The sequence below is a fragment of the Pseudofrankia asymbiotica genome (assembly GCF_001983105.1).
GTDB lineage: Bacteria > Actinomycetota > Actinomycetes > Frankiales > Frankiaceae > Pseudofrankia > Pseudofrankia asymbiotica.
This window is the reverse complement of sequence record NZ_MOMC01000050.1, coordinates 1-21,142: the sequence shown is the minus strand read 5'-3', so window position 1 is coordinate 21,142 and position 21,142 is coordinate 1. Positions and strand designations below refer to the sequence as shown.

Here is a 21,142-nt window from a genome sequence, read left to right as displayed (position 1 = left end):
CCTAATGACTCAGGTCCCTCGTCACTCAGCTTCCTCGTCGGATCCGGTCATGGTTTGTGGGGCGGATCCTGCCTTCCCGCCCGCCACAACCCATGGGTGGAAGGACGGGCAGAGCGGAGCGGCGGCCCGGGTACCTCTCTCCCGCGTCCGTGGCAGGCGCCCGTGGGGTCTCGGGCGTCGTGTCAGACGTCTGGGGTGTGAGACGGCGCTGGTGCTGACTCTGACGTCGGACAGGATGAGCACACGGCCGTCCGCCCGTCCGCCCGTCCGCCCGTCCGCCCGTCCGCCCGGCCGCCCGGCCGCCCGGCCGCCCGGCCGCCCGGCCGCCCGGCCGCCCGGCCGCCCGGGCGCCCGGGCGGACGGCGCCGCGGCTGCCTCAGGGTGTGGCGATCGGCCACCAGAACGTGCTGTCCGTGAGAAGGCCGAACAGCCGTTCCGGCGGTCCAGGGTCGCCGTGGACGGCGGCCCGCCCGTCGCCGCGCAGGTCGGCGAGCGTGGCCTCGCCGGACAGCAGCGCGGCCAGRTCCGCCCGGGCGAGCCGCAGCACGCTCGCACCGGCCGGCTCCTGGCCACCGCGCGCGGTGGCGCAGCACGCCGTTGCGCACCTCGACGCGCTGGCGGCCGGCCGCCACGTCGTCCACCTCGAGGTCGACGGTGAGCGGGTCCTGGCCGGCGGCGCGTGGACCGTCCAGGCGGGTACCGGCGTAGTCGAGCAGCGTGTCGACCGGCATGGCCCGCGCCGTGTCGGCGCTCGCCGTGCTGGTGGTGGGCAGGCCGGGGGGGATGCCGCCGCGCAGCTCGGTGGCCCCGGCGAGGTAGAAGTTCCGCCACGGAGCGTTCTCGGTCTGGTAGGCGAGCTGTTCGCAGGCCCGGGCGGCGAGCTCGCGGGCCGGGTGGTGGCCGGGATGACCGAACACGACGTGGTTGAGCACCTGGAGTACCCACCGGTAGTCGCCGCGGTCGAAGTACCGCCGTGCCTTCGCGACGACGGCGTCCGGCCCGCCCATCATCTCGGTGTAGCGTCGCCCGGCCGGCTCCGGCGGAAGCGGGTGCAGGTTCGCCGGGTTGCCGTCGAACCAGCCGAGGTAACGCTGCCAGACGGCCTTCACGTTGTGGCTGACCGAGCCGTAATAGCCGCGGTTGTACCACCTGGCGGCCAGCACCGGCGGCAGCTCGATCATCTCGGCGCACTCCAGCATCGTGTAGCCGGCGTTCGCCAGCCGCAGTGTCTGGTCGTGCAGGTACTGGTAGACGTCCGCCTGGTCGGTCAGGTACACGGTGAGCGCGTCCGTGCCCCAGCGCGGCCAGGAATGCGTCGAGAACAGGACGTCCGAGTCGGCGGCGAACATCGTGGCGGTCTCGCGGAGGTAGCGCGCCCATGCCCGGGCGTCGCGCACCTGCGCGCCCCGCAGCGTGTAGAGCTGGTGCATGGTCGCGTTCGCCGTCTCGGCGACGAACAGCGCCCGGAGGTCCGGCAGGTACATGTTCATCTCGGCCGGAGCCTCGGTGTCCGGCACCAGCTGGAACACCAGCCGCACGCCGTCGATCTCGGCCCGCTCGCCGGTCGCCCGGACGGYGCGGGTCGGCGGGATCAGCGTTGGTGGCCCGAGGGAGTTGGTCAGGCCCTGCCCCGCGGAGACCTGGCCCGCCGGCCCCTTGGGCAGCAGCGCGCCGTACATGTTGACCGCGCGTCGGCTCATCGCGGTCCCGGCGAAGACGTTCTCGCTGACGGCGTGTTCCAGGAACCCTTCGGGAGCAAGGATCGCCACCCGGCCGGCCGCGACGTCCGCCGGGTCGACGACTCCGGCGACACCGCCGTAGTGGTCGGCGTGGCTGTGACTGTGGATGACCGCCACGACGGGCCGTTCACCCCGGTGGCGACGGTAGAGGTCGAGGGCGGCGCGCGCCGCACCGGCGGTCACCAGGGGATCGACGACGATCACTCCCGTGTCGCCCTCGATGAACGTGACGATCGAGATGTCCATCCCGCGGACCTGGTAGATCCCCTCCGTCACCTCGAACAGCCCGGTGGTGGCCATCAGCCGCGCGTAGCGCCACAGACTCGGGTTGACGGTCTCCGGGGTGGCCGCGCCGTCGCGGAGGAACTCGTAGGGCCTGGAGTCCCAGGCGGTGAAGCCGGAGGGGTCCCGGATGACCAGGTCGGGGACCTCCTCGATCAGCCCGCGCCGGGCGTCGGTGAAGTCGGCCTCGTCTCCGAAGGGCAGCGCCCGTGCCGTCGCCTCGTTCGCAGCCTGGGTGGATGCGGACACCCTCGGCCGTTCGTCGACTCCGACCATCACTGCCTCTCCTCCCAACCGCGTCCGATCTCTGGGATTTACCCTTCGTGATAGATCGGATACCGCCCGAGTAGGGCGGGCCGCGCCCGGCGAACGACGGCAGCGCCAGGCCGACCACGCTGCGGGCGGCCAGGCGTCGTCGGTCGCGTCCCGGTTCGCTTGTCTCGCCGCTGGGTTCGATATATGAACTTTAAGGGGACGTCGGTGGGGGAGCCGGACCGCCCGAGGCGCCGCGGGCCTGGCGAGGGCCGGGACCGAAGCCCGTCGCGGACGCGCGGGACGGCGGTGTCGGAGCCGCGGCCCGGTCGTAGCGGTTGCTGGCGGCGGGGGGCGGGTGGTATGCCGGAATTAGAACCAGGTTTCGCGGTCGCCCCCTGGCGGGCGAGGGGCCGCGCCGCCGCGCGTGGCCGGCCCCCGCTCACCCACCGCACCGCCCGCTCGACAGTCCGTCGTCCCGCGGCTGGCCCCGGCCGGGGCCAGCTCGCTGCCCACCCCATCGGGGCCGTACCGCCTAGGAGCGCCGACCGTGTCGCAGTCGATCCCCTTCGTCGAATACCTGGCTCTCGGCGACAGCCCGCACCTGGTCGCGAACGAGTGCACCGCCTGCGGGGCGCGGTTCTTCGACCGTCGCAACGCCTGCGCGAACTGCTTCGCCACCGGGTTCCGCAAGGTCGACATCGCCACCGAGGGCGAGGTGCGCGCCTTCACGATCGTCTCGCTGGCCGCGCCCGGCATCCCGGTGCCGTTCGTGTCGGCGACCGTCGACTGCGCCGGGACCAGCGTCCGCGCCAACCTGATCAACGTCGACCCGACTCCCGAGGCCGTGCACGTCGGCATGAAGGTGCGCCTGGCGCTGCAGCCCGTCGGCGCCGACGGCAGCGGCGTCGAGGCCGTCAACTTCGGCTTCGAGCCCCAGCGCTGACCCGGCCCGCCGCTCACGCGGGCCGACCCGACCCGGCCAGAACGCCCACGGCCGGGACGGACGCCTCGCGCGGGCAGCGGCCACGGCGGCACCGCCGCCCCACGGACCTTCCATCCACCACGAAGAAGCGGAGCGGCGGACATGGCCAGCGACGACGTCTGGATCCTCGGCATCACCATGACGAAGTTCGGCAAGCACCCCACCAAGGACGTCATCGACCTCGCGGCCGAGGCGACCATGGGCGCGCTCGCCGACGCCGGGGTCACCATGCGTGAGATGGGCCTCCTGGCCTTCGGCAGCCTCATGGGCCGGGCCTCCGGGCAGATGCTGCAGAAGCAGGTCGGCCAGACCGGCATCCCGGTCTACAACGTGTCGAACGCGTGCGCGACCGGCGCGACCGCGCTGCGCGTCTGCCACATGGCGATCCGCGCCGGCGACGCCGACTTCGGCCTGGCCGTCGGAGTGGAGAAGCTCGCGGGCGCCGGCCTGCTCGCCGGCGGCAGCCGTGGCGGCGACTCGGAGAACTGGACGCCCACCGGCCGGTTCGGCGCCGTCGGCCCGATCGACGGCCGGATCGGCACCGAGACCATGCCTGGCGTCTTCGCCCAGATCGGGCTCGAGTACGGGCACAAGTACGGCGGCACCAGCTTCGAGCTGTTCGCCAAGATCTCCGAGAAGAACCACGCGCACTCGACGCTGAACCCCCTCGCCGCCTACTCGAAGCGGTTCTCCCTCGAGCAGATCATGAACGACGTCATGATCGCCTACCCGAACACCCGGCCGATGTGCTCGGCGAACTGCGACGGCGCCGCGGCCGCCGTCCTCGTCTCCGACGCCAAGCTGAAGACGCTTTCCCTGGAGCAGCAGCGCCGCGCCGTGAAGATCTCCGCCTCCGTCCTCACGACCGACCCGTGGGAGGAGGCCTGCCAGGTGCTGCCGAACGTGAACACGCTGACCCGGCAGGCCGCGACGCAGGCCTACGAGAAGGCCGGCATCGGCCCCGAGGACCTCGACCTGGTCGAGCTGCACGACTGCTTCGCCACCGCGGAGCTGGTCCACTACGACAACCTGAAGCTGTGCGAGGAGGGCGGCGCGGTCGACTTCTTCAACTCCGGCGCCACCTGGCGCGACGGCAAGACCCCGGTCAACGTCTCCGGCGGCCTGGAGTCGAAGGGCCACCCGATCGCCGCGACCGGCATCGCCAACGTCTGGGAGGTCGCCACCCACCTGCGCGGGGAGGCGGGCGACCGTCAGCTCCCGAACGCCAGGGTCGGCCTCGCGCACGTGATCGGCCTCGGCAACGCCTGCGGCGTCCACATCCTCGAGCGCGCGGCCGCGTAACCCGCCTTTTCGTCAGCCGGCCTCCGCGGCGGGCCTCGGCCCGGCGGGCGCCGGGCCGAGGTCGAAGTGGTCGCGGAGCGGGCCAACGAGCAGGCCGCGCCCGGCGCACTCGGCGAGCAGGCCGGGCAGGGCGCCCAGCGCCGAGCGCCAGGCCTGGGGGGCCGACGTGCAGTCGGAGTCGTGCAGCAGAACGGTGCCGCCGCCCGTGAGGTCCTCGCGGAYGGCGGCCAGCACCGACTCCGGGGTCGCCCCGCGCCGCCAGTCCCGGCCCCAGGCGGTCCACAGCACCGGCCGCAGACCCAGGCGCCTCGCCGCGGCCAGTGCTCCGGTGCTGAGCACCCCGTACGGCGGGCGGAAGAACACCGGCTGGCACCCGGTGACATCGACGATGAGGTCCGTGGCCCGCGCGACGTCGTCGTAGAGCGCCGAGGGGGTGCGGAGAAGGGTGTATCGATGCCGCCAGCCGTGCACGGCGACCTCGTGGCCGGCCTCGGCCAGCTCCCGGCCCAGCCACGGCGAGCGGGCGAGCATCGAGCCCAGCAGGAAGAAGGTCGCCCGGGCGCCCGCGGCGGCCAGCGCGTCCAGGAAACGGGGGGTCGAGGCCGGGTCCGGTCCGTCGTCGAACGTCAGGGCCACATGGTCCTGGCGGCCGAGACCGGCGAGCCCGGGCGTCAGCCGTGCCCGCAGCGCCGGCCAGGACGTGACCGCGGGACCCGCGTAGCCGACCGTGGCGGCGCCGAGCACCGCCCCGGCGACGCCTCCCAGCATGCGCGGGGCGCCCGCGTGGCGGCCACCGCCGGCCCGTTCGGTACCGCCTTCCACGAGCACGATCCCCCCCTCGCCGCGGGGTGGGAGAGACCTCCCGCCCAGGGCGTGTGCGCTCGGCCTGACGATTGTCTCGCCCAGGTGGGCCGCCGCAAGACAGGCTGCCTTCAGGTCACCGTTGCTCCGGTATGACCCGGGCGGCCCGTCTTCGTGACCAGAGGCCGGGCGTCCCCCCGATGTCACGCCCGGCCTGTCTCGATTCTGGGTGGTCCGACTGCGTAATCTCCCGGGTTGTCCGTGGGCATGTGGGATGGGAAACGGACAACGGCCCATTCCGGTGTTCAGCGGGCCTTGTCGGCTCCGCCGGCCGGTACCATCCGGCACGGAGCCGGCGAAACGCGCCAGACCGGCCGTCGCTTGGGGGGAAACGGTGCCCGGTGGCAATGAGCTGAATGGGCTGGACGGCGGACCAGCGGAACGCGACGACGCACGTGCGGGTATCTCGGACTTCGGCACCGAGCTGCACCGGCGGCGCCTCGCGGCCGGGCTGACGCTCGGGGAGCTGGCGCGCCGGACACATTACAGCAAGGGACACCTGAGCAAGGTCGAGTCCGGGGGCAAGAGACCAAGCGAGCAGCTCGGCCGACAGGTCGACGCCGCCGTCGGCGCCGACGGCGCCCTGCTGGCGCTCGTCCAGCGCCGAGACCGTGGCACCGGTCCGGCCCCGGACACCTCGATGGACGGCCCTGGCCCGGCGGGCCAGGGCGGCGGCCACCCGGCCGGGCCGGGAATGGGTGCCGGTGGCGGGCCGCCGCTGCCCAGCCCGCAGACGTGGGTGCTCGAGCTCGCGCCCGACGGGCGCGGCCGGTTCGCCGAGGGGATCGTGCGGTCGCTCGCCGGCATGGCCGACGGGCTCGGCGTCGTCAGCTTCACCGGCACCTACGCCACGGCCGCCGTCGACGTCGAAGGCCTCGCCGCCGTCGCCGGCTCCCTGCGCAAGCTCGGCCGGACCCTCAGCCCGGCCGCGGTGCTGCCGATGACGATCGGCCTGCTGCACACCGTCCGCGTGCTCGCCGGCGAGGCGCACGGCGGCGACCAGCGGGCGTTGCTGGTGCTGGCCTCCCGCGTCGCGGAGTTCACCGGGTGGATGGCCCAGGAGACCGGCGACGACCGGACGGCGATGTGGTGGACCGAGCAGGCGGTCGTCTACGCGGCGGCCGGCGGCGACGAGACGCTGGGGGAGTACGCCCAGGTCCGGCGCGCCCTGGTCGCCCTGTACCGGGGTGACGCGGGTGGGGCGGTCGCGCTGGTCGCGCCGGTGCGCCGCCGCTCCGGCCTGCCGCCGCGGGTGCGCTGGCTCGCGGCACTGCGGGAGGCGCAGGGGCACGCCCTGGCCGGTGACCACACCCAGGCGATGCGCCTGCTCGACACGGCCGAGGCGTTCGCGGCCCGCGTCCAGCCGGAACAGAGCCCCGACCTCATGCTCGGCCCGAGCACGGACGCCCACACCGCGCTGGTGCGCGGCTGGTGCCTCGTCGACCTGGGGCGCTCGGCCGAGGCGGCCGAGCTGCTGGCCGCCTGGCTCGCCGCCATGCCAGCCGGGCAGGCCCGCGCGCGCGCCCGCTTCGGGGTGCGCCTGGCGCTCGCCCGCGCCATCGAGGGTGACCTCGACGGCGCCTGCCGCGAGCTGGACGGCCTCGCCGAGGAGGTCCGCCGCGCCGACTCGGCGACGATCCGCGCCGACCTGCGCGGCTTCGGGGCGGCTACCCGTCGCTGGCAGCACCACCCGGCGCTGCACGACGTGCGCACCCGGGTCCGCCCGCTGCTGGCGCGCGCCGGCTGAGGGGCCGCCGGTGCCGACCGGGCCGGCGGGCGGCCCGGCCCGAACCAGCGTCTTCCTGAGTTTCCGGGGCCGGGATCCGGGCGCGTACGCGGCGGTGGTGCTGGACCGGGAGCTGTGCGCGCTGGTCGGCGAGCGGCACGTGTTCCGGTCGAGCCGTTCGATCCGGGCCGGTCAGGCGTTTCCCGAGCGGCTGGCGGACGGGCTGCGCCGCTCGGCCGTGACGGTCGTGCTGATCGGGCCGGACTGGCTGACGGCGACCAGCCGGGGCTCGGGCGGGGAGCCGGCGCTGCACCAGCCGGACGACTGGGTGCGCCGGGAGATCGCCGAGTCGCTCGCGGCCGGCATCCCCGTCATCCCGGTGCTGCTCACCGAGACCAGGGCGCCGCGGGCCGACCAGCTCCCGGACGACATCGCGGCGCTCGCGAGCCGGCAGTACCTGTACCTGCGCAACCGGCACATCGGCGGCGACCTGCGAGACCTGGTGGCCGAGCTGCGCGTGGTCGCCCCCGCGCTGTTCGTCAGCCGCCTGCTCACCCCGCCGCCGGACGGCGGTGACCCCGGGGGAGGGCCCGCACCGGCGGAGCTGCCGCCGAGCGCGCTGCTGCGGCCCGAGCTGGGGGTCGTGCCGTTCCGGGGCCGGGACGCGGAGCTGGCGGTGCTCGAGCACTGGCTCGACGGCGCCGCGCCCACCTCGGCGCTGCTGCTCACCGGCGCCGGCGGCCAGGGCAAGTCGCGGCTCGCGCTGGAGCTGTGCGCGCGGCGGCGCGCCCTCGGCTGGGTGGCGGGCCCGCTCGCCGCCGCCCGCCCCGGCCAGCCGTCGTTCGACGACGTCGCCAGGGCCGGCGAGCTCGGCGTCCCGCAGCTCCTCGTCGTCGACTACGCCGAGAGCGACACCGAACGGGTGGGCCGGCTGGCCGAGGCGCTGCTCGCGCGGCGGCCGGGGTCGGTGCCGGCCCGGCTGCTGCTGCTGGCCAGGGCGGGCGGCGACTGGCTGCGGGAGCTTTCCGAGTACCCGGACAGCGACGCCGTCGCCGTGCTCTTCACCGCGGCGGCGATGCCCTGGCACGACCTGACGCTGCCCAGCGGCGGCTTCGACCCCGACGAGGAGTTCCTGCGCGCGGCGGCGGCCTTCGCCCGGCGGCTCGGACTGCGGGCTCCCGGGACGGCACCCGACGTGATGCCGCCGGGCCTCGACGCGGGCGCGGCATCGGGAGGGGCCGCGGCCGGCTCGCTGCTGTCCATCCACGCCGCCGCGCTGAACAGCGTGCTCGACGCGGAGGTCGCCGCGGCGACGGAGCCGGAGCCCGCGGTGCCGCCGGCCGGTGGCGAGCCGGCTTGGCCCTCGCCGCCGAGTCGGCCCCGGCCCGGCGGCACCCGGCCCGGCGGCCAGGGCCCGGCGGGACGGCCGGTTGGCGGACAGGCGGCGGACACCGCCCTGGGGCGGCTGCTGCGGCACGAGCGGCGGTACTGGCGGCGCAGCCTGCGCCAGGCGTCGCTGCCGGAGCCGTTCATCCGCCGCCTCGACGCCGTGGTGAGCGCCGCGACACTGTTCGGCGCCCGCACCGAACCCGAGCTGCACGGCCTGCTCGCCGTCCTGCGGCCCCTCGACGGCGCCGCCCCCTACGCCGTCGACCGCTACCTGCGATGGGTGTGCGATCTCTACCCGCCGGTGCCGCGGCTCGACGACGAGCAGCTGGTCGCGCCGCTGCGGCCGGACCGGGTCGGCGAGGAGCTCGTCGCCCAGACGCTGCTCGCCCAGCGCGGCCTGCTCGCCAAGGTCGGCCGGCTGGTCGGGTGGGAGCAGGCACGCCGGGCGCTGACGACGCTGGGCCGGGTGCTCCCGCGCCACCCGGATCTCGCCGCCGACGTCGCCGAGCTGCTCGCCGGCGACCCGGCCCGGCTCGTCGTCGACGCGGCGATGGTGCTGCCGCGGATCGCCGAGCCGGGGCCGCTCGCGGAGGCGGTCGAGGCGGTGCTGGCCCGCCAGCCGGACCCGACGGCCGCGCTGCAGGTCGTCGGGGTGCTGCGCACGGACATGCCGGCCTGGGCGGGGCTGCACGAGCGGGCCGTGTCCATAGCGCTGGCGGCCGTCGACGGCGACGGCCCGGCCGAGCTCGCCGCGACGGCCGACCTGCTGAACCTGCGCGCCACCCGGCTGCTCACCCTGCGGGGCCCGGCCGCCGCCCGGGAGGCGGAGCCGATCGTGCTGGCGGTGCTGCGCATCCGCCGCCGGCTCGCCGAGGAGGCCGCCGACGACCCGGGCCGGCAGCGTGACCACGCGCGGGCGCTCGCGCGGTGGGGATACTGCCTGGCCGGCGGCGAGGACCCCGACCGGGCGCGTGCGCCGCTGGCCGAGGCGCTGCGTCACCAGCGGCGGCTGCTCGCCTGGTGGCCCACCACGATCGGCGGCTGGTGGCCGGCCGCGGCGGGCCCGGTGCCGCCAGCGCTCGTCGAGGCCGGCCTGAACCTGCTGCGCCGCGACCTGGCCGACACCCTGACGATCGCGGCCACCGGCCCGGCGGCGCAGCGGGCGCTGGCCCAGGTGGGCGAGGTACCCGACCCGGGCGACCTCGACCTGAGCTTCCTCGACGGCAAGCCCGACGGGCCGGGCCTCGCGTCCGGCGGCCTCGACCTCGCGCCGGCGCTGGATCCGGCGCGGACGCTGGTGGAGTCGTTCGCGCTGATCAACGAGTCGAGCGAGCTGCTGGCCCAGATCGGCGACGCGGCGGACTACGTACTGCCAGCCGAGCTCGCCGGGCTGCTGGACCTGATCCGTGAGCGTGACGGCGTCCTGCTGCACGCCCTCGCCGCGCCGGAGCCGGCGGACTGACCGGGTCGGCGCCGCCGGACCGCACCTGGCCCCCCGGCCGTGTTGCCGCCAGCCGAGGCGACCACACGGCCGTGGGGGCGGGGCGGGGCGGTCCGGGGCGGTCCGGGGCGATCGAGGCGACCGGCCGGCGCGGCTGACCGGTGTGGCGCTACTGGGCGGCGCGTTCGACGACGACCAGCGGGATCTCGCGCTCGGTCATCGTCTGGTGGGCGGCCATCTTCTCGTTGAACTCGGCGAGCGCGGTGAGCAGCCGGGCCCGCTCGTCGCCGCTGGCGATGCTCGCCGTCGCCTGGTAGCGGTCGATGCCGTCGGCACCGGGCACCTCGACGGTGACGGACGGGTTCGCCGCCAGGTTGGCGTACCAGTCCGGGTGCTTCGGCGCCGCCATGTTCGACGCCCACAGCACGATCCGGTCCGGGCCGTCGGCGAAGAAGGCGAGCGGGGTGGTGTGCTCGGCGCCGCCGCGCGCGCCGACGGTCGTCAGCAGCACCACGCGCGACCCCTTCAGCATCCCGTCGCTGAGCTCTCCGCCGTTCGCGCGGAAGTCGGCGACGACCGACCGGTTGAACTCCCGCATGTCGCTTGGCATCGTCACGGCTTTCTCCTCGATCGACAGTGATCTGGCCACGCCGGACGCGTCCAGGGCCGGGACATCGGCTGGGTAGGTGCTCGGTTTGCGGCGACAGCACATCACATGGAGCACGCACCCCCACCGGCGGCTCACCGTTGCCGGCCTGCGGCCTTTCCGGGCGGTAACGGTGCGCTGCCGGCGAGAACGTGCGGGACACCCGCCACCGGCGGGAACGGGGCGGCCGGATGCTCAGCTCTCCGGGCGGCCGATGCGGACGTCGACGCCGGGAGAGTAGTGCGCGAGCGGCGCGCCTTCCGGGGCCGGCAGGCCGGCGGTGGTCACCAGCGCGTCGTCGAGGTCGAGCAGCTCGACGCGGTGCAGCGGCCAGGGGCGGTGCCAGGCGCGGGCGGTGCGTGGCGAGCCCGAGCGGACCGGGCTGAACAGGCGGAACCGGGCCGTCAGGAAATGGTCGCGGGCGTCCAGCTCGGCATCCGGGATGCGTTCGCCCGGCCGGACCGCCACGCGGCTCGCCGCCCCGCGCGGGCCGGGCCAGCGCCGCCGACAGGTGTAGGTCGTCGTGCCGCCGCCGGCGCCGCTGTCGGCGCCGGTTCCGCTGTCGGCGCCGTGGCCGGCCTCCTCGGACAGCCGCATCGACGACCAGAAGTACGGCAGCCGGTAGGTCGTCCGGGCGACGGCGACCGCGCCCCACCGCGCCGCGTCCAGCGAGAGGAACCAGATCCCCGGGCGGCCGCGCTCGTCACGGACATATGTCCGCACATTGGTCTCCGGGAAGAAGCTGGCCCAGGGCGCGGCCAGGTCGCGCCGGCCGCTCCGTACCTGCATGAAGAAGGGCACCAGGCTCACCCAGGCCGCCCCGTCGCACGTCTCGGCCGTGAGACCCGTCGGCAGCAGCCGCTGGACGGCGTCCGCCCCGTAGGGCCAGTGCAGGAACGTCAGCCGCTCCCATCGCTGCCGCATGACGGGCCGTTCGACCGTGAACGGGCAGGTCCCGGCCGCCGGGTCACCCGCCGCGACCGGGACGCCGGCCGTCGGCGCGGGCGGGTCGGGCCGGACGGCGGAGCCAGCGGGTCCGGAGCCAGCGGGTCCGGAGTCAGCGAGCCCGGAGGCCGCCCGGCCGGAGCCCGCCGGCCCGGAGCCGTCCAGGACCGGCGGCGAGGGGGCGTCGCCACTCGTCGCGGCCCCGGACCGGTCGTGAGCGCTCATGGCTCCATAGTCGCTCCCCTCGACTCTGCGGGCGCGCGTGGCGACGGGACCACAGGTACGGCACGGGTCCTGGCTGGTTTCGCCACACCGGTGCTCGCCCGCGTTCTACGGTCGATGTCGAGACCTTTCGGCGCAGCCGCTCCAAGTCCGCGCGGCGCCGGGCGGGGCCGGGGACGGGGAGGGGGCCGTTGGTGACCGTCGCCGCCGCCGCGCACCCGCCGGGAGCCCTCGCCGAGCTGCGCGGCTGGGTGGCGGTCGCGGCGGCGAGCGCCCGGGCGAACGTCGCGTACCGGGCGACGGTCGCCGCGTCCGTGCTGTCGAACGTGACGCTGACCGTGCTGCGCGGGTACCTGGCACTGGCGGTATGGGAGGCCCAGCCGGGGCTCGCGGGCTACGACACGCGGCGGGCGGTCACGTTCGTCGTGCTCGGGCAGGCCCTGATGACGACGTTCGCGGCGTTCGGCGGCATGATCGACGTGCCGGGGCGGGTGGAGAACGGCGGGATCGTCATCGACGTGGCGAGGCCGTTCGGGTTCCTGCGCTGGTGGCTCGCGCGGGAGATCGGGCGGGCGGCCGTGTTCCTGGTCAGCCGCGCCGTCCCGGCCGGGGCCGTGGGCGTCGCGTTGTTCGGGGTCGTTCTGCCCGCGTCGGGGGCCGCGGCGGCCGGGTTCGCCGTCAGTCTGGTGTTCGCGCTGCTGGTCAGCTTCGGGATTCGCTACCTGGTCGCGCTCACCGCGTTCTGGGTCACCGACGCGCGTGGGACGCTCGCGGTGTCGTCGCTGACGATGACGTTCTTCTCCGGCGCGGTGCTGCCGCTGACCATCTTTCCCGGCGCCTTCGGCGAGGTCGCGAGGGTGCTGCCGTTCGGCGCGATCGTGCAGGTCCCGATGGACATCTACCTGCGCCCGGCCGGTGGGACGGGGATCGGCCAGGCACTGGCGTTCCAGGCGGCCTGGGCGCTTGTCCTGCTGGGCGCGAGCGGCCTGCTCACCCGCCTGGCGCTGCGCCGCGTCGTCACGCAGGGCGGCTGACGACCGGTGGCCAGCGGGAAGACAGGCCCGGTCGCGGGGGTCCGCCGAGTCCGCGAGGCCCGTGGGGTCCGTGGTGACCGTGGGGCCGGCGCGGTCCGGGGCGTTCGGGGAATCGGCGGGCTGCTGCGGGCGGAGGCGCGGGCGTACATGCTGCTCGTGCGGGTCGCGTTCCGGGAGGCGGCGCAGTACCGGACGTCGCTCGCGCTGCGCTCGCTCACCGAGGCCGCGGCGACCGTTCTCGACCTCGCCGCGATCGGGATCGTCTTCGCGCACCTGTCCGCGCTCGAGGGGTTCTCGCTGGCCGAGGTGGCGTTCCTGTACGGCACGTCGGCCCTCGCGTTCGCGCTGGCCGAGGCGTTCGTCGGCCCGGTCGACCGGCTGGGCTGGCACATTCGCGACGGCCGGTTCGACGTGGTGCTGATCCGCCCGGTCAGCGTGCTGGTCCAGACGGCGACGATGGCGTTCTCCCCGCAGCGCGTCGCCCGGGTGGCCCAGCCGGCGGTGATCGTCGTCGTGAGCTGCCTCGCCCTGCACGTCCACTGGACGCCGGACCGGGTCCTGCTGGTGCCGGCGATGGTCCTGTGCGGCGCTGTCCTGGCCGCGAGCGCCTTCGTCGCGACGGCGGCGGTGCTGTTCGTCGCCCCGGACGCGACGGTCGCCGTCGCGGCGAGCACCCAGGGCTCGGCGCTCGCCGCGCGCTACCCGATGACGGTCTACGGCCACCACCTGGCGCTGCTGCTCACCGTCGTGCTGCCCATCGGGTTCGTGAGCTGGCTGCCGGCGCTGCACGTCCTGTCCCGGCCCGACCCGCTCGGCCTGCCGACGGCGCTGCGCTTCGCCTCGCCGCTGGTCGCGGCCGTCGCGGTCGGCCTGGCCGCGCTCGCCTGGCGGGCCGGCGTGCGGCGCTACCGGAGTACGGGGAGCTGACCCATGACGAGACCCTCATGACCGCGCCAGGCCAGGAGCCGACCCCGCCGCGGCAGCGCCGGCCACCGCCCGACGCGCCCACAGGCGGTCTGACCTCGGGCGATCTGACCCCGGCCGGCCTGGCCCCGGCCGGCCTGGCCCCGGCTGGCCTGGCCGGGGCATCGGCCGGTCCGGGTTCCGAGATCGTGATCGAGGCCGAGCGGGTCAGGAAGACGTTCGTCCAGCGGCGGCGGATCGCCGGGCAGCGGCTGCGGCGTGAGCGGATCGACGTCCACGCGGTGCGGGACGTGTCGTTCACCGTGCGAGCCGGGGAGATCATCGGCTACCTCGGCCCGAACGGCGCCGGGAAGAGCACGACGATCAAGATGCTGATCGGGGTGCTGACGCCGAGCGCGGGCCGGCTACGGGTCGCCGGCCTCGACCCGGCCCACCAGCGGATCGCGCTCGCCCGCCGGATCGGCGTCGTGTTCGGGCAGCGTTCGACGTTGTGGTGGGATCTGCCCCTGCGCGACAGCTTCGAGCTGGTCCGCCACCTTTACCGGGTGCCGCCCGGCCAGTTCCGCGCGAACCTCGCCCGGTTCGTCGAGATGCTGGATCTCGGCCCCTTCCTGGACACACCGGTGCGCCAGCTCTCCCTCGGCCAGCGGATGCGCGGCGACCTGACCGCCGCCTTCCTGCACGATCCGTCGATCGTCTACCTCGACGAGCCGACCATCGGTCTCGACGTCGTCTCCAAGGCGGCTGTGCGCGCGTTCCTGGCCGAGAAGAACCGCGAACAGGCGACCACGATCATGTTGACGACGCACGACACCGCCGACATCGAGCAGCTCTGCCAGCGCGTCCTGGTGATCGACCACGGCCGGCTCGGCTTCGACGGCGACCTCGCGACGCTGCGCGAACGGCTCGGCGGCGAGCGCACGCTCGTCGTCGACCTGGCCGCGCCGATGCCCCCGCTCACCGTCGCCACGCCCGGCGCCCACGTCATCCGCGTCGACGGCCCCCGCCAGTGGCTGGCCTTCCCCGCCCGCGCCAGCGCCGCTCCGCTCGTCGCCGAGATCGCCGCCCGCTACCCCCTCGTCGACCTCGCGATCCGGGAACCCCCCATCGAGGACGTCATCACCCGCCTCTACACAACAGGACCGGAACCTCGCCCTGCCGCCGAACCCGCGGCGAACTAGCGTCGCCGCGGCTGTGATGGGTTGGCTCCCGAAAGTCGGCGGTGCCAGTTCTCATCCACCATCCGCTGTTGGGCTGTCGGAAATCTGGGCCAGAGGGCTCAGCCGCCGGTACCTAGTGGGCCAGACTGACTCTCACAGCTGGCGGCCCGTAAGTGGGTCCGACGCCCGCCGGTACACCGTCAGCCCGTCGACGAAGCGGCGCCAAGCGTTTCGTGCTGGCCCACCACTACGCCGACAGCTATCCGGGGCTTGATGCTGGCAGAGTTGCGTGTTCGACTGACATGTATTCCGCAATCGAGCCTGGTGATCGTAACTCGCAGTGAGATGCGACATCCTCCCGCCTCCCACCTTGGGCCAGCTGACCGCCGATGTCGAGCCGTAGGGGCTTGTCGAAGCAATCAGCTCTTCGCCCTAGCGCAGCGTCTGGGGGTGGTGTTCGGGCAGCGTTCGACGCTGTGGTGGGATCTGCCGCTGCGCGACAGCTTCGAGCTGGTCCGCCACCTTTACCGGGTGCCGCCCGGCCAGTTCCGCGCGAACCTCGCCCGGTTCGTCGAGATGCTGGATCTCGGGCCGTTCCTGGACACACCGGTGCGCCAGCTCTCCCTCGGCCAGCGGATGCGCGGCGACCTGACCGCCGCGTTCCTACAGACCCGGCCGGAGCCACTGACGTCRCAGGAACGTCCCGTGACCGTGACGAATCGCCGACGCGGCCTCATCCGCCCTGGATCTGGCGCGCCCGGCGAAGTTCGGTGCTGCCGAAACGGTATGGATCCGCGCGCAGCTGGCGCAGTCCGTCATCAAGGAGCTGGCGCTCGCARCCCAGGCACACAAGCACGTCGTCGTCGTCCAGATAGGCGCCCTTACCTGGTGCGATGCTGTCGTTGCAATGATCACAGATCGCGTACTTCTTCTCCGTCCGCGACCACCACTCGCGGGCCTTGGCGCGCCWCAGGAGCCCGATGGCTTCGGCATCCTTTTGGTCGATCTCGGCAGGCTCGATGAGGTCGTACACCCAGAGGCTTCCCTCGCCAGCGCAATGTGCGCACGAAAGAGGGCGGCCGGACATTACGGCCGAGAAAAGAAGTCTGCGTGAGAACTCCTGGCGGCAGTCATCGCAGACAAGCGTCGAATGCTTCAAAGCCTTGTGGTGAGCCGTCATCCCGCCGCCGTAGATCGAGTCAAACCTGCCGATTATCCACCGATAGGTGTCGACGTATGTCTCGGTCCGCAGCGGAAAGACGACCTGATTGTTGCTCATGGTTGCCTCAGCGAAGCCCTTGGTGTCCGCCAGAAGAAGGTACCGGCAGCCATAGAGATCGATATACTGGGCGTCCGGCGCCGATCCCCGATCGACCGCATTCTGGAACGGGGTAGGTGACGGCGTGGGCGACGGCGACGGCGTGGATGGCGGGCGGCGACCGAACACAGCGGCGACCCGCGGCGGGATAATGCGCACTGACGATACCTCCACCAGCGAGATTTCCGAAGGCTCCGGGTGGCCTCCGGTGAACGGGTATCACGCGGGTGTCGATTTGCGGCCGGCCAGCCACCGATGTTGGACCTTACACCGCGAAGCCGAGGGCAACCCTGTCGCATGGTTGACACGGCTACCAGTTCCACAAGATGAGCTGGCCATCAAGGAGGGGCGAGCCTCCAGCCGGCCGCTGGGACGCTCGCGGTCGGCGCCGGTGCGTGGGATCGTCAGGTATAGCAGGCGCTGACTGGGGAAGGGACACCACGGACATGGTGAGGTGGCCACACAACCGGGCGCATCGRGGTCAGAAAGGCTCCATGACCACCTTAGCCGTGGATGTTCCTCTGCCAGCGCTGGCGGCCCTCGAAAGGACGCCCATCGCCGCCGCCCCRCTGCCAGCGCGGGCGACGGCCGGGCTCGACGGGACGAGCGAGTCCGCCGCTTTCTGGAAGGTCGGGGACCGGATTCTCGGCCTGTACGAGGTGCTGGAGGTCTTCACAGCGGGCGGAATGGGTCTGGTTTATCGGGTGCATCATCTGGGGTGGGGCGTGGACCTGGCGGTCAAGAGCCCTAGACTAGATCTTCCCGGTGGCGACGCGATACGCGAGAGTTTCCTTCGCGAGGCGCGGCTGTGGGTGTCCCTCGGCGTACACCCGTATGTGTGCACCTGTCATTACGTCCGCACGCTGGACGGGATTCCGCGGGCGTTCGCCGAGTTCGTCGACGGAGGGAGCCTTCACGACTGGATCGAAGACGGGCGGCTCTATTCTGGCGGCCATCGGGCGGCCCTGGCCCGCATTCTGGACATCGCAGCTCAGGTCGCGTGGGGGGTGGCACACGCGCACGAGCGAGGCGTCGTTCATCAGGATCTCAAGCCGGCGAACGTCCTGCTGGACCAGGGCCCCGGCAAAGTTGTCGGTTAGCAAGCAAGTTTCATGATCGTCTCTAGTGGGCGTTCGGGATGGCGGGCGTGGTGGCGGATGCCTGCGGCGATGTTCGTGACGCCGGTCAGGCGTAGGACCGTGATCGCGAGGTTGCGCAGGCTGGCCATGACCTGGGGCGCGTTCCCGGTCCGCACCTGGCTGAGATCCTCACCGAAGGTCACATCGCGGACCCAGTGCAGCCGGTTCTCCACCGTCCAGTGCTGGCGGGCGAACGCGGCGAGCCGGGCCGGGCTGGCGTGGTGGGTCGGCAGGCTGGTGACGAGGTAGACGACCTCGGTCTCGGCCGGCCCGCCGGTGAGTGGCTGGCGGCGGCGGGTGATCTGGACTGCCTGCGTGGCGTGCGGGAAGAGTAGCCCTGCGCGGACCTCGGTGGCTTTCACGGTGCGCCGTTCGCGGCGGCCGTGGCCGCGTTCGGTGGTGCGCGCGGCGGTCTTCACCCGGCGCCAGGGCAGGTCTGTGAGCTGGGCATACAGCCTGGGCTGGTTGGCCTTGGCCGTGAGCACGTAGTGCGCCCCGTGGCTGACCAGCCAGCGGGCGGTCTCGGTCTGGGTGTGCAGAGCATCCGCGGTGATGACCGCGTCGGTCAGGTCGACGTCGGCGAGCAGGACGGGCAGCGCCGGGATCTCGTTCGACTTCGCGTCCACCGCGACCTGGCCGAGCACGACGCCGCTGACGTGGTCGAGCGCGGCGAGCAGGTGCCTACCGGGGACGTCGCCCGTTCGGGAACCGCGCAGGGTCTTGCCGTCGACCGCGAGGCGGCGCCGCGTCCCGGCCGGCGGGGTGGTCGCCGCGGCGGCCCACGCTCCCAGCGCCGTGTCGAGCGCGTCGGCGTCCAGCGCGGCGAACACCCGGCGAAACGTCGACTCGTCGGGCACCCGGACGACACCGAGCAGGTCAGCGACCGACAGGCCGGCGTCGGCGGACCACTCACCGATCGCGGTGAACGACCGTGCGCCAGCGAGCACCGCGCAGGTCGCCAAGGTCAACACCACGGCCAGGCTGTGCCGCCGACCTCGGGGTTTGCGCGGGTCCGACAGCCGGCCGAAGACCGCCAGTAGGCCCGACGCTGACGGCGGCCGGTGGTAGCCGCCGGTGACGGCGGCAGCCAGCTGATCGAGAACAGGGGCAGGCGGTGATACTGGTGCGGCGGGCATGGCACCTCAGGTCGATCATGACGGCGTAGGAACCTCCATGATCTCCAGGTGTCGTGCCCGCACCCACGAAACCCCCCGACACGGCGTCAGCCTCTCGCTACACAGCCCCACCAGAAACCCCAGACAGCGCCGACCACCCGCACATCAGCAAACTTGCCGGGGCCCTGCGTACACCACCGAGCAGGTCCAGCAGGCGTTGAACGACGCGGTCGACGCGATCAGCGAGGACCCACTGCACGACGAACATCGGGACACCCTGCTCAACCTGGTCTGCAACGTCGCCGGTTCCTACCTGACCGGCGATCGCCTCGACCGTGGGCCGGACGGACATGGTCGTGAGACAGCCCGGTGATCCAGCCCTGGGTGCGAGGGATAATCGTGCCCGGGCCCACCCACTGGTCTGGATCTTCGGGGATGTGAGATTACGGCTACGAGTAAGACTTCAATATTTTGATCACCAGTTGCCTCTGACCTGCACGCACTTGAGATTTAGGAGTCTGAGTGGATTTCCGCCCGATTGATCGCTCCCGTAATGCGTTCCAGCAGTCGGTAGATTCTGACCAGATCGAGGTTATGTGTCGACGGGCGTTCGGATCGCGCGTACGTGTCGCGTCGGCAGTCGAGCTCGGCAACGGGATGTACAACAACACCTACYGTGTCGACATCGGCGAGGACCGTCCGGTCATCCTTCGCGTCGCCCCAGAACCCGCCCGCCAGTATAGCGTCGAGCGGCACCTTATGCGCAACGAGCATGCGAGCGTGCCATTCCTCGCGGCGATCGCTCCGATGATCCCGCGCACGCTCGCGGTGGACTTCACCCACGCGGTCATAGGGCGGGACTATCTGTTCCAGACGATGCTCGACGGGATTCCCGGGCCGCAAGGCATCGGCCAGTACCCACGCTCTCAGTGGAAATCGTTCTTTCGGCAGATGGGAGAGATCACGCGCACCATCCACGCCGTGCGAGGAGAACGGTTCGGGCCCATGAGCGGCCCGGGTTCGACACCTGGAGCGATACTCTTGTCGCGTTCTTTACTGATCTCGCCGGCGATTTGGACCGTGCTGGTCTCGACTCCGCCGACGCGCGCGAATTCGCGACCGAGGCKGGTAAGCATCAAGGCGTCCTCGATGAGATCACCGAGCCGCGTCTGCTCCATGGGGACCTGTGGACGGTCAACGTCATGATGGAATCTGGAGCGCCGGAACCCACGATCAGCGGGGTGTACGACAATGACCGGACGCTGTGGGGCGACCCTGAGGCGGACTGGACTATCTTCATGGCAGCCAAGAAGCCGGGCACGGAGCGGGATGCGTTCTGGGAGACCTATGGATCGCGGCCCGCTACACCCAGCGCGGCTCGACGGTCGCTGTTCTACCTGGCCAGGCACATCGGTGCTATCCGCCTGGAGCGACGCCGGATGGGCAACAGCGATGCGGTGCCGGAGACGTACGAACAGATGCGGGACGTGCTCGACCAACTCCAGGCATGAGGTCACGGCACCGGCTGTCCCCACCTGCTCACAGGAGGGAGCCGGCGCTATCCTGTGCTGTCCGCAACTCGTCCACGAATTGCGCTTCTGTTTGGACATAGGCGAGCAGATCGATATCGTGAATCAGTCTCGGTAGGTATTCCAGTAGGCACGCGCCGGCGGCGATGAGGAATGTCCGGATCGTGGCATCAGCGCCGCGTTTTTTGCGTGGTGCCTGAAATAGTAGGTAGGCCGCGCGGAGCCAGAAGTCCAGCGTGGCAGTGCCGGCATGGCCCTGAGCGAGCAGGGTCATAGCGGCGCGGAAAATTTCCCTGCGCTCGGTTTCCGACGCGCTGGCGATGTAAATCAGGTCGCCGTCGGTGACGATGCGGGAGATATCTCCGCCCCGTGAGGATATTCGGGAGGCTATCTCGGTGGCGGCGTGGCGGGCGGTGTTGCCTCGCATCAGCCGCGTTCCACGCACCACGCGACCGTCGGGCAAGTTGACCAGATTGGTCACGACCTCCGAGCCTGACACGTAGCCGAACCGGGCCGCGGCGGCCGCACCGATCTCACGCATAGTTCGGCTGGCCGGGGTCTCGATGCCTCCGACATATGTCCGCGTGCTCGGGTTCCACGTGGCGCCATCCCGCAACCGCTCGTGCTCCCCGACCCGGAACAGGTTCGGGTTGTCGTCGGTGATCGGCGTGCGGAAACGCTCGACATGGCCTGCGCCGTAGCGGCCTGCCAGGTCAGGGCTCCGGCAAAGTTGTCGGTTAGCAAGCGACTTTCATGATCGTCTCTAGTGGTCGTTCAGGACGCCGGGCGTTGTGGCGGATTGCCTGAGCGATGTTCGTGACGCCGGTCAGGCGCAGGATCGTGATCGCGAGGTTGCGCAGGCTAGCCATGACCTGGGGTGCGTTGCGGGTCCGGGCCTGGCTGAGGTCCTCACCGAAGGTCACGTCGCGGACCCAGTGCAGCCGGTTCTCCACTGACCAGTGCTCGCGGGCGAATGCGGTGAGCAGGGTCGGGCTGGCCTGATGTGTTGGCAGGCTGGTGACCAGGTAGACGACCTCGGTCTGTGCGGGGCCGCCGGCGAGTGGCTGGCGGCGGCGGGTGACCTGTACTGCCTGCACGGAGTGCGGGAAGAGCAGCCCGGCACGGACCTCGGT

General features: G+C 72.6%; 18 protein-coding genes and 2 pseudogenes. 11 read left to right on the top strand and 9 right to left on the bottom strand.

The genetic code is table 11. The features are described 5' to 3' along the window. Positions 1-376: 376 nt before the first annotated feature. Together BL253_RS45180 and BL253_RS45175 are read right to left on the bottom strand one after the other, a co-directional pair. Entirely contained in the window at positions 377-547 is a 171-nt protein-coding gene (locus tag BL253_RS45180) for an alkyl sulfatase C-terminal domain-containing protein (protein ID WP_338013747.1), read from the bottom strand. An 82-nt stretch (positions 548-629) separates the two neighbouring features. Beyond that, a pseudogene (locus BL253_RS45175) lies at positions 630-1,985 on the bottom strand (alkyl/aryl-sulfatase); the annotation flags it as partial. A gap of 838 nt (positions 1,986-2,823) precedes the next feature. Between BL253_RS45175 and BL253_RS24470 the strand changes: the two are divergent. Both BL253_RS24470 and BL253_RS24465 read left to right on the top strand, forming a co-directional pair. After that, entirely contained in the window at positions 2,824-3,219 is a 396-nt protein-coding gene (locus BL253_RS24470) for a Zn-ribbon domain-containing OB-fold protein (RefSeq protein WP_076819476.1), read from the top strand. Between the two features lie 141 nt (positions 3,220-3,360). Continuing rightward, the gene (locus BL253_RS24465; RefSeq protein WP_076819474.1) at positions 3,361-4,560 is read left to right on the top strand and encodes a thiolase family protein; all 1,200 of its coding nucleotides are present in this window, start codon (positions 3,361-3,363) and stop codon (positions 4,558-4,560) included. A 12-nt stretch (positions 4,561-4,572) separates the two neighbouring features. On the opposite strand, the gene BL253_RS24460 is transcribed toward BL253_RS24465, so the two are convergent. Beyond that, a complete protein-coding gene (locus BL253_RS24460; protein WP_420801709.1) occupies positions 4,573-5,388 on the bottom strand; it encodes a polysaccharide deacetylase family protein in 816 nt (271 codons plus the stop codon). A gap of 367 nt (positions 5,389-5,755) precedes the next feature. On the opposite strand from BL253_RS24460, the gene BL253_RS24455 reads away from it, so the two are divergent. Next, a complete protein-coding gene (locus BL253_RS24455; protein WP_158230408.1) occupies positions 5,756-7,168 on the top strand; it encodes a helix-turn-helix domain-containing protein in 1,413 nt (470 codons plus the stop codon). Positions 7,169-7,178: 10 nt separating this feature from the next. Then, a complete protein-coding gene (locus tag BL253_RS24450; protein WP_076819473.1) occupies positions 7,179-9,998 on the top strand; it encodes a toll/interleukin-1 receptor domain-containing protein in 2,820 nt (939 codons plus the stop codon). Between the two features lie 148 nt (positions 9,999-10,146). Here the strand turns inward: BL253_RS24450 and BL253_RS24445 are convergent, their stop codons facing one another. Both BL253_RS24445 and BL253_RS24440 read right to left on the bottom strand, forming a co-directional pair. Beyond that, on the bottom strand, positions 10,147-10,587 hold the full coding sequence (locus tag BL253_RS24445) for a nitroreductase/quinone reductase family protein (protein WP_338013746.1): 441 nt from the start codon (positions 10,585-10,587) through the stop codon (positions 10,147-10,149). Positions 10,588-10,818: 231 nt separating this feature from the next. After that, positions 10,819-11,793 carry a YqjF family protein gene (locus BL253_RS24440; protein ID WP_081438647.1) on the bottom strand — a complete coding sequence of 325 codons (975 nt, stop codon included), beginning with the start codon at positions 11,791-11,793 and terminating at the stop codon, positions 10,819-10,821. A 191-nt stretch (positions 11,794-11,984) separates the two neighbouring features. Between BL253_RS24440 and BL253_RS24435 the strand changes: the two genes are divergently transcribed. Genes BL253_RS24435 through BL253_RS24425 form a run of 3 tightly spaced genes read left to right on the top strand, consistent with a single transcriptional unit; the run spans position 11,985 to position 14,929 of the window. After that, complete coding sequence (locus BL253_RS24435; protein ID WP_076819472.1) at positions 11,985-12,824, top strand: ABC transporter permease; 840 nt, start codon at positions 11,985-11,987, stop codon at positions 12,822-12,824. 6 nt (positions 12,825-12,830) lie between these two features. Continuing rightward, positions 12,831-13,751, top strand: a complete 921-nt coding sequence (locus tag BL253_RS24430) for an ABC transporter permease (protein ID WP_338013745.1) — start codon at positions 12,831-12,833, stop codon at positions 13,749-13,751. A 17-nt stretch (positions 13,752-13,768) separates the two neighbouring features. Then, a complete protein-coding gene (locus BL253_RS24425) occupies positions 13,769-14,929 on the top strand; it encodes an ABC transporter ATP-binding protein (protein WP_081438646.1) in 1,161 nt (386 codons plus the stop codon). 712 nt (positions 14,930-15,641) lie between these two features. Here the strand turns inward: BL253_RS24425 and BL253_RS42430 are convergent. Beyond that, positions 15,642-16,385 carry a hypothetical protein gene (locus BL253_RS42430; RefSeq protein ID WP_158230407.1) on the bottom strand — a complete coding sequence of 248 codons (744 nt, stop codon included), beginning with the start codon at positions 16,383-16,385 and terminating at the stop codon, positions 15,642-15,644. A 335-nt stretch (positions 16,386-16,720) separates the two neighbouring features. Here BL253_RS42430 and BL253_RS24415 point away from each other — a divergent pair, with 335 nt between their 5' ends. Further along, complete coding sequence (locus tag BL253_RS24415; protein ID WP_081438645.1) at positions 16,721-17,326, top strand: protein kinase domain-containing protein; 606 nt, start codon at positions 16,721-16,723, stop codon at positions 17,324-17,326. Here BL253_RS24415 and BL253_RS24410 read toward each other — a convergent pair. After that, complete coding sequence (locus BL253_RS24410; protein WP_198946381.1) at positions 17,323-18,501, bottom strand: ISAs1 family transposase; 1,179 nt, start codon at positions 18,499-18,501, stop codon at positions 17,323-17,325. The two genes, BL253_RS24415 and BL253_RS24410, sit on opposite strands and share 4 nt — an antisense overlap. A 196-nt stretch (positions 18,502-18,697) precedes the next feature. Between BL253_RS24410 and BL253_RS42425 the strand changes: the two genes are divergently transcribed. From BL253_RS42425 to BL253_RS43990, 3 genes and pseudogenes are all read left to right on the top strand, one after another. After that, the gene (locus BL253_RS42425) at positions 18,698-18,853 is read left to right on the top strand and encodes a hypothetical protein (RefSeq protein ID WP_158230406.1); all 156 of its coding nucleotides are present in this window, start codon (positions 18,698-18,700) and stop codon (positions 18,851-18,853) included. Positions 18,854-19,074: 221 nt separating this feature from the next. Continuing rightward, positions 19,075-19,488, top strand: a pseudogene (locus BL253_RS43995) (phosphotransferase family protein); the annotation flags it as partial. Further along, complete coding sequence (locus BL253_RS43990; protein WP_241835080.1) at positions 19,410-19,991, top strand: phosphotransferase; 582 nt, start codon at positions 19,410-19,412, stop codon at positions 19,989-19,991. The pseudogene BL253_RS43995 and the gene BL253_RS43990, both read left to right, overlap by 79 nt. Positions 19,992-20,019: 28 nt before the next feature. Here BL253_RS43990 and BL253_RS24400 read toward each other — a convergent pair whose 3' ends face one another. Beyond that, positions 20,020-20,550 (bottom strand): hypothetical protein, encoded by a 531-nt coding sequence (locus BL253_RS24400; protein WP_076819469.1) that lies wholly within the window; start codon positions 20,548-20,550, stop codon positions 20,020-20,022. 196 nt (positions 20,551-20,746) lie between these two features. Next, positions 20,747-21,142 (bottom strand): transposase (locus tag BL253_RS24395; RefSeq protein ID WP_131831556.1); only part of this gene is annotated, 396 nt, incomplete at its 5' end.

Bases quoted from the DNA above. Each gene is read 5' to 3' on its own strand.
- BL253_RS24445 (WP_338013746.1), bottom strand. From the start codon at position 10,587: ATGCCAAGCGACATGCGGGAGTTCAACCGGTCGGTCGTCGCCGACTTC.
- BL253_RS24440 (WP_081438647.1), bottom strand. From the start codon at position 11,793: ATGAGCGCTCACGACCGGTCCGGGGCCGCGACGAGTGGCGACGCCCCC.
- BL253_RS24400 (WP_076819469.1), bottom strand. From the start codon at position 20,550: ATGCGTGAGATCGGTGCGGCCGCCGCGGCCCGGTTCGGCTACGTGTCA.
- BL253_RS24465 (WP_076819474.1), top strand. From the start codon at position 3,361: ATGGCCAGCGACGACGTCTGGATCCTCGGCATCACCATGACGAAGTTC.
- BL253_RS24425 (WP_081438646.1), top strand. From the start codon at position 13,769: ATGACCGCGCCAGGCCAGGAGCCGACCCCGCCGCGGCAGCGCCGGCCA.
- BL253_RS24410 (WP_198946381.1), bottom strand. From the start codon at position 18,501: ATGCCCGCCGCACCAGTATCACCGCCTGCCCCTGTTCTCGATCAGCTG.